This is a genomic window from Novosphingobium pentaromativorans US6-1, assembly GCF_000767465.1.
Lineage (GTDB): Bacteria > Pseudomonadota > Alphaproteobacteria > Sphingomonadales > Sphingomonadaceae > Novosphingobium > Novosphingobium pentaromativorans.
The window spans coordinates 2,507,529-2,515,000 of sequence record NZ_CP009291.1 but is presented as its reverse complement, the minus strand read 5'-3'; the positions used below and the strand labels follow the sequence as shown (position 1 = coordinate 2,515,000).

The 7,472-nt window shown below is 66.6% G+C and carries 4 protein-coding genes (1 of these 4 only partly in view); 1 reads left to right on the top strand and 3 read right to left on the bottom strand.

Annotated elements, in window-relative coordinates:
* Nucleotides 1–1,965, top strand: the 3' portion of a protein-coding gene (locus JI59_RS11795) for a PhoX family protein (RefSeq protein ID WP_038577519.1). It extends 507 nt beyond the left edge of the window; the window shows 1,965 of its 2,472 coding nt (coding positions 508–2,472); its start codon lies off the left edge, out of view; its stop codon occupies nt 1,963–1,965.
* Nucleotides 1,966–2,050: 85 nt separating this feature from the next.
* Here the strand turns inward: JI59_RS11795 and JI59_RS11790 are convergent, their stop codons facing one another.
* From JI59_RS11790 to JI59_RS11780, 3 genes are all read right to left on the bottom strand, one after another.
* On the bottom strand, nt 2,051–4,078 hold the full coding sequence (locus tag JI59_RS11790) for a M3 family metallopeptidase (RefSeq protein WP_007012499.1): 2,028 nt from the start codon (nt 4,076–4,078) through the stop codon (nt 2,051–2,053).
* Nucleotides 4,079–4,191: 113 nt separating this feature from the next.
* Nucleotides 4,192–6,024, bottom strand: a complete 1,833-nt coding sequence (gene mdoH / locus JI59_RS11785; RefSeq protein ID WP_007012500.1) for a glucans biosynthesis glucosyltransferase MdoH — start codon at nt 6,022–6,024, stop codon at nt 4,192–4,194.
* On the bottom strand, nt 6,021–7,469 hold the full coding sequence (locus tag JI59_RS11780) for an OpgD/OpgG family glucan biosynthesis protein (protein WP_052117974.1): 1,449 nt from the start codon (nt 7,467–7,469) through the stop codon (nt 6,021–6,023). The genes mdoH and JI59_RS11780 overlap by 4 nt, the downstream gene beginning before the upstream one ends.
* Between the last annotated feature and the right edge of the window lie 3 nt (nt 7,470–7,472).

Here is a 7,472-nt window from a genome sequence, read left to right as displayed (position 1 = left end):
GACATCGTGACAGTGCCGGAAGGTTACTCGGTTACGGTGATGACGCGCCTTGGCGATCCTCTGGCCGCCGGCGTTTCGGCTTATGCCAACGACGGATCGGACGACAACTTCGCCCAGCGCATCGGCGATCACGGCGACGCACTGCACTTCTTCGGCCTCAACGCAGCCGGCTCGCGCGACGATACCAGCTCGACGCGTGGCCTCATGGTCCAGAACCACGAAAACCTGAACGTGCAGTACCTGCACCCCAACGGTCCGACGACCAATGGCGACGGATCGCGTCCGGCTGCGGAGGCGAAGAAGGAAATCGAAGCACACGGCGTCAGCGTTTCCGAGTACAAGGACGCGGGCGACCGGACCTGGAGCTACGTACAGGACAGCAGCTTCAACCGCCGCATCACGCCCAACACGCCGATGAGCCTGCATGGGCCCGCCGCAGGTTCGGCGATGCTGGTCACCAAGTACTCGTCCGACGGCACGGCCGGTCGCGGCACGATCAACAACTGCGCCAACGGCATCAGCGGTTGGGCGACCAACCTCACCTGCGAAGAGAACTGGGCCTTCTACTTCCGCCGCGACGCCAGTGACGCCACCGCACGCACGCCCCGCGAGCTGACGGCCCTTTCCCGCTATGGCGTGACCAGCACCAGCGGCAACTTCTCGTGGTCGAAGGCAACGCCGAGCGACGACATGTTCGCCAAGTGGAACGCGACGATCCTGGGCGCGAGCGCTGCACAGGACTATCGCAATGAGCCGAACCAGTATGGCTGGGTCGTCGAAATCGATCCCTACGATCCGGCATCGACGCCGCGCAAGCGGACGGCGCTGGGCCGCTTCGGCCATGAAGGCGCCTTCGTGCAGATCGCCGCAGGTCAGCCTGTCGGCGTCTACATGGGCGACGATTCCCGCCGTGAGTACCTCTACAAGTACGTATCGAACGCCAGCTGGGATGCGGCCGACGGCAATGCCAGCGACCGTCTCGCCGTAGGCGACAAGTATCTCGACAACGGCACGCTCTATGTTGCGCGCTTCGATGCCGACGGCACCGGTGAATGGCTGCCGCTGGTCTTCGGCCAGGTACCCAACCGTCCCGCCACGGGTTCGGCGCCCGAGTACGTCTTCGCCGACCAGGCCGACATCCTGATCAACACCCGCCTCGCCGCGGACGCACTGGGCGCCACGCCGATGGACCGTCCGGAATGGACCGCCGGCAATCCGATGACCGGCGAGATCTATCTCACCCTCACCAACAACAACGCCTCGAACCGTCCGCTCAACGGCACCGATGCGGCCAACCCGCGCCACTACGGCGATCCGAAACTTTCGGGCTCGGTCAGCTACGGCAACCCCAACGGCCACATCATTCGCCTGCGCGAGGACGGCGACACCACGGCGGCCACGACCTTCGCCTGGGATATCTACCTCTTCGGCGCGGATTCGACCGACGCCGATCCGACCAACGTCAACATCTCGGGCCTGACCAACGACAACGACTTCTCAAGCCCGGACGGCCTCTACTTCTCGCGCAAGACCAATCCGGCAGGCCAGGTCAATCCGCTCCTGTGGATCGAGACCGACGACGGCGCAATGACCGACCGCACCAACTGCATGCTGCTGGCCGCGATGCCGGGCACGGTCGGGGACGGCGGCGCGAAGACGATCACCAACAAGGCCTCGGACGGCTCGACCGCGCAGCAGGCCACTGTCGTTGGCGCGGCGGCAAGCGCCGCGAACCTGCGCCGCTTCCTGACCGGCCCGGTCGAATGCGAGATCACCGGCATCGACATGACCCCGGACGGCCGCACGCTCTTCGTCGGCATCCAGCACCCGGGCGAAGACGGCACTCCGGCTGCTCCGACCAGCCACTGGCCCGACAGCCAGGCCGGTTCGGCAGCGGCCACGGTGCGCCCGCGTTCGGCCGTGATCGCCATCACCAAGGACGACGGCGGCGTGATCGCGCTCTGACAGGTACCCTCAAGACTGCAGGCCCTTGCGGTATGCAGACAATGCCGGGAGGGGGCGCAACACGCGCCTCCTCCCTCTTTTTTGCTCAGGCCGCGAGCAGGCCCTTCTGGCGCAGAAGCGCATCGGGCGTGGGCGCGCGGCCGCGAAAGGCCTCGAAGTTCTCCAGCGCGGGGCGGCTGCCCCCGGTGGCGAGGACTTCGCGGCGGAACTGCGCCCCGGCCTCGGCAGGCTTCCCGATCTCGGTGAACTGCTCGTAGGCATCGGCCGAAAGCAGTTCCGCCCACAGGTAGCTGTAGTAGCCGGAGGCATAGCCGCCGGCGAAAACGTGCTGAAAGGCATGGCCGAAACGGTGCCATTCCGGCGGTATCACGAGGGCTGCACGCGCGCGGGCCGCTTCGAGCGAACGCGCCACGGTATCCGCTGCCGGCTTCGTCTCGCGATGCATCCACAGGTCGAACAGCGCGAACTCCAGCTGGCGGGCGAGCTTGAGCGCGCTCTGGAACTGGCGGGCACCCAGCATGCGATCGATAAGGGCATCGCCCAGCGGCGCACCGGTATCGACATGGCGCGAGATGCGGCGCAGCACCGCCGGCTCCCACGCAAAGTTCTCCATGAGCTGGCTCGGCAGTTCGACCGCATCCCATTCGACGCCAGCGACGCCGCCGAGCGAGGGCACGTCGATCTCGTTGAGCAGGTGATGCAGGACGTGCCCCATCTCGTGAAACAGGGTGACGACATCGCTATGCGTCAGCAGCGAGGGCTTGCCCTTTTCCGCCGCGGCGAAATTGCAGGTGAGGAAGGCAATGGGATTCTGCCGTTCCCCCGCACGGCGCAGCAGCGGCCGGAAGCCGTTCATCCACGCGCCGCCGCTCTTGCCGGGCCGCGCGAAGTAATCGCAGTAGAGACCCGCGACCGGCACGCCCTTGTCGGTGAACTCGAGGTACTCGACGCTTTCGTGCCAGCTGTCGACGCCCGCGACGACGCGGCCCTCGATTCCGAACGTCTCGGCGACGAGTTCGAGCAGGCCGTCGACCACACGGTCGAGAGGAAAGAAGCGCCGGATCTCCCCTTCGTCGAGATCGTGGCGCGCCTTGCGCAGTTTCTCGCTCGCCCAGCCCACGTCCCAGGGCTGGAGGTCTTCGATCCCGAGCCCCTTGGCGAACGCGGCGAGTTCGGACAGCTCCTGCGCACCATTGGGCTTGCAGCGATCGGCGAGGCCGGTGAGGAAATCCTCCACCTCCTGCGCGCTCTCGGCCATCTTGAGGGCCAGCGAACAGGCGACGTAGTCGGGAAAGCCCAGCAGTTTCGCTTGCTCCTGCCGCAATTCAAGCAGCTTCAGCATGGTTTCGCTGTTGTCGAACTTGCCGGCGTCAGGCCCCTGGTCGGAAGCGCGGGTGTTGAAGGCCCGATAGACCTCTGCGCGCAAGGCGCGGTCATCGGCGTGGGTGAGGATGGCAAGGACGGCGGGCGCATCCAGCGTGACAAGCCAGCCGCTCTTGCCCTGCGCCGCCGCGGCACCCGCAAGGATCGAACGCTCGACTTCGGGCAGACCTGTCAGTTCGGCTTCGCTCAGTTCGCGGGTCCAGCTGCGGGTTGCGTCCATCACCGCGTCGCGAAAGGCGCTGGACAGGCGGCTCTGCTCGACACCGATCTCGGCGAAGCGCTGGCGGGCCTCGCCTTCCAGCGCGACGCCGGCCAGCTCGAACTTGCGCAGGGCTATGTCGACGGCGCGGCAACCGGCATCGTCAGGTGCGGATTCGCGTACCGAAGGGGTGGCAATCGCACGGTAGAGATCCGCATCCTGACCCAGGGCCATGGCATAGCTGACAACGACCGGCTCCGCCTTGGCATGGGCTTCGCGCAGTTCGGGCGTCTCGGCCACCATCTTGAGATGGGATACGATGCCCCAGACATGGTCGAGCGCGGCATCGGCCAGTTCGCGCGCCATGAACACGTTCTGGAAATCGGGCGAAGGTTCGGCCTTGATCGCTGCCATTGCCGCCGTGTGATCGGCGATCGCCTGCTCTACCGCCGGGCCGACCTGCTCTGGGCGAACTTGCGAGAAGCGCGGCAGTTCGGCGGTGGGCAGCAGGGGATTGGCAGGATCGGACATTGCATTGGGCTCCTTCGCCGTTTCGGCGAACAGGTGTGGCGGGATCGGCCCCGCGCAGAACGCAGGGGGCCTTGCCCTGCCTAGATGTGCAGACTTGCCCGCAGTTGCAACGGTCAGGGGTGCCCCGAGCCGATCCCGGGCCGGTCCGCGCCAGGTGCATCGGCCGGATCGTCCGGCGCCTGCTCCTCGGGCAGCGCGATTTCGCACTCCGGCACGCGGAAGTAGCCGCGGTCCAGCGCCTGCGTGCCGAGCCGCTCGCTGGAGGTGAGGCTGACCAGCCAGGGTGAGGCCAGCAGGCCGAGAGTCAGCGGCGAGAGCCACAGCGCCGTCACCGGATCGATAAGCGCGGTTGCAGCGAAAAGCAGGCCGAGGCCGATATGCTCGCGCAAGTCGAGGATCACCTCGCGCACCGGGATGCGGCGCGCTTCGCGGGCCTGGGTGGTCCAGCCCGAAGGAATGCCGAGCAGGAGGCCGAGAACCGCCTTGGTCTGCGTCACCATCGTCACCGGCGCCATCAGGATCGCCAGCGGAACTTCAAGCGCCACGGACTTGAGGATTCCGCCGACTCCGCCGAATGCCTTGCGCCGCCCGGCATCGGACAGCATCCAGATCGTGCCCATCAGCTTTGGCCCGAACAGCAGCAGCACCGTGAGCCACAGCACGCTGGGCGGAGCGGCGCCGACAAAGCCGTCGGTCCCGCGCGAGGCCGCCTGGGCGATGGCGGTAAGAATCAGCAGGAACCAGCCGGGCGAGGTAAGATAGGCCGAAGCGCCGATCAGCAGGTGGAGGCGGCTCGCCCAGTTGAGGCCCGAAGCGTCGAGCAGGCGCAGGTGCTGCAGGTTGCCCTGCATCCAGCGCCGGTCGCGAATGGCATGGTCGACGACGGTCGGCGGGAATTCCTCGTAGCTGCCGCCGATCATGACCATGTGCACGGCCCACCCGCGCCGCCGCAACAGCGCCGATTCCACCATGTCGTGGCTGAGGATGTGACCGCCGAAGGGAGGCTTGCCGGGCAACTCAGGCAGGCCGCAACTCTCGGCAAAGGCGCGGGTGCGAACGATGGCGTTGTGGCCCCAGAAGTTCGCCTCCGATCCCGACCACCAGAGCAGGCCGGCCGACGAAATCGGGCCATAGGCCTCGCTGGCGAACTGCATCCAGCGCTGGAACAGGGTTCGGGCATTGATGATCATCGGCACGGTCTGGAGCAGGCCGATCGATGGCCGTTCCTCCATGATCGCGGCCATGCCGACGATGGCATCGCCGCTCATCAGCGAATCCGCGTCGAGGATGAGCATGTTCTCATAGGCCGCGCCGAAGCGCTGGACCCATTCGGCGATATTGCCCGGCTTGCGCGCGATGTTCTTCTCGCGCCTGCGGTAATAGACCTTGATCTGCGCCTCGGCCGCCACTTCGCGCCACACGGCCAGCTCGCGCTTGCCGTGCAGCTCGTTCGAATCGCTGAGCACGAAGAAGTCGATCCACTCGCCCCCGCCGACCTCGTGAATCGACTGTGCCATGGCCCGTACCCGGCCGAACGTCGCCTCGACGCTTTCGTTGTAGACCGGCATGAGCACGGCGGTGCGGTGGCGAAGCGAGGATGCCGGGCTGGGGATCGCGGTAAAGCCGGGATGCTCGCCGCTGATCAGCTTGAGAAAGCCGAATGCCGAGCTGACGAAGCCGAAAGCGATCCAGCAGAACAGCGGCACGAAGAACAGCAGCAGCACGATCTCGAACGGATCGAGACCGTCGCGCGAGAAGGTGAAGCGCAGTTCGCTCGATGCGGCGAGGCCGATGACTCCGGTCAGTGCAATCAGGAGCAGACGCTTGACGACCAGCCCATGCGGACGGGTCTCGACCTCGATCGAGCCGGGAGGATTGCCGTGCAGCCGCTGGACCGGCATTTCCAGCGGCGCTTCCTCGGGAAGCTCGCGCAAGGATGACGTCATGACTTCAGCACCTTTATCACAGTCTCGCTGAGCGCGGCATCGCCGCGCTTGAGGTAGAGCCGGAATTCCTTCTGGGCAGTTGCGCCGGGGCGCACGTCCAGCATCGCCCGCCAGCGGTTCTCCTGGCCGACCACGGGGTAGGCATGCGCGGAAATCAGCGCCTCGGCAGGCAGGTTGGTCGCCGCTTCCACGCCGCTGGAGCGATCCAGCCCGGCCAGACCGGGCCCGACAAAGTCGAACACGAACTTGCGTCCGCCCTCGATAGCCGCAGCTCCGGGAATGCCCGCCGGTCCTTCGAACAGGTCGACGCAGCGCGCGGCAGCATCGGCGCTGGGATCGTTCGAGGTCCAGGTCAGGCGATAGGCCACATCGCGGCTGCCGCCCGCCTTTGCCGGTTCGTCTCCGCACCAGAACATCGCGATATTGTCGAGCGTCTCTCCGTCGGTCGGCATCTCGTAGAGCATGACCGCGCCGGCGCCCCAGTCGCCCCGAGGCTCGGCCCAGAGCGAAGGGCGGCGGTCGTAGAACACACCGTCGTCCTGGTAATGGTCGAAGTTCTGGTCGCGCTGGATCAGGCCGAAACCCCGGCAGTCGTCAGCGCGAAAGGCGCTGAGCCTGGCCCCCTCCGGGTTCTCCAAGGGCCGCCAGACCCGCTCGCCATTGCCGGACTGGATCGCCAGCCCATCCGAATCGTGGATCTCGGGCCGCCAGTCGCCGCGCCGGCCGGACTGGTCGTACCAGAACATGCTGGAGGCCGGGGCGATGCCCAGTTGCCTGATGTCGCGCCGGAAGAACAGCGAGGCCGTCACGTCCTGAACGACGCCCCGATCGCCCTTCATGCAATCGAAGACATAAGCCCCCGTAAGGCTCGGACCATCCAGCAATGCATGAATCCGCAGCCGCGTCTCGCCGAGCTGCTCGATCCAGAACTCGCGGAAAGCGGGAAACTCCTCTCCGGTCGGCAGCCCCGTGTCGATGGCGATGCCGCGCGCGGAAAGTCCATACTGGTCGCGCGAACCCGAAGAGCGGAAATAGGAAGCGCCGATATAGGCCATCCAGTCGGAATGGCCGTCGGCATCCATCACCCGGAAGCCCGACGCATCGGCATCCTTGCCGCCGCGAAACAGCCGCGAGGTATCGACGATCTCGCGCGCCATGCCCGCTTCGAGGATATGCATGGTGACAGCATGAGGCGCGATCGCCTTGCTGGCCGGGAACAGGCGGACATGCCCGGCGATAGCCTCCGCCTCGCCGTAAGTCAGCTTGACCATCTCGTCGTAGTCGGAAACGGCATTTGGCGAGGCGGGCGGGGCGACGTAAGGCCGCGCCGCCAGTGCACGGGCGCGCGAAGCCAGCACCTCGTGCGAAAAAGGGCGCCCCGGACCAAGCCTGCCGCGCGCCGCGAGCGCTCCCGCGGGCAGCAGGGCCGTTCCGAGAAGCGTCATGAT

Excerpts from the sequence above, each read along its gene's own strand:
- JI59_RS11790 (WP_007012499.1), bottom strand. The coding sequence starts at position 4,078 with ATGTCCGATCCTGCCAATCCCCTGCTGCCCACCGCCGAACTGCCGCGC.
- mdoH (WP_007012500.1), bottom strand. The coding sequence starts at position 6,024 with ATGACGTCATCCTTGCGCGAGCTTCCCGAGGAAGCGCCGCTGGAAATG.
- JI59_RS11780 (WP_052117974.1), bottom strand. The coding sequence starts at position 7,469 with ATGACGCTTCTCGGAACGGCCCTGCTGCCCGCGGGAGCGCTCGCGGCG.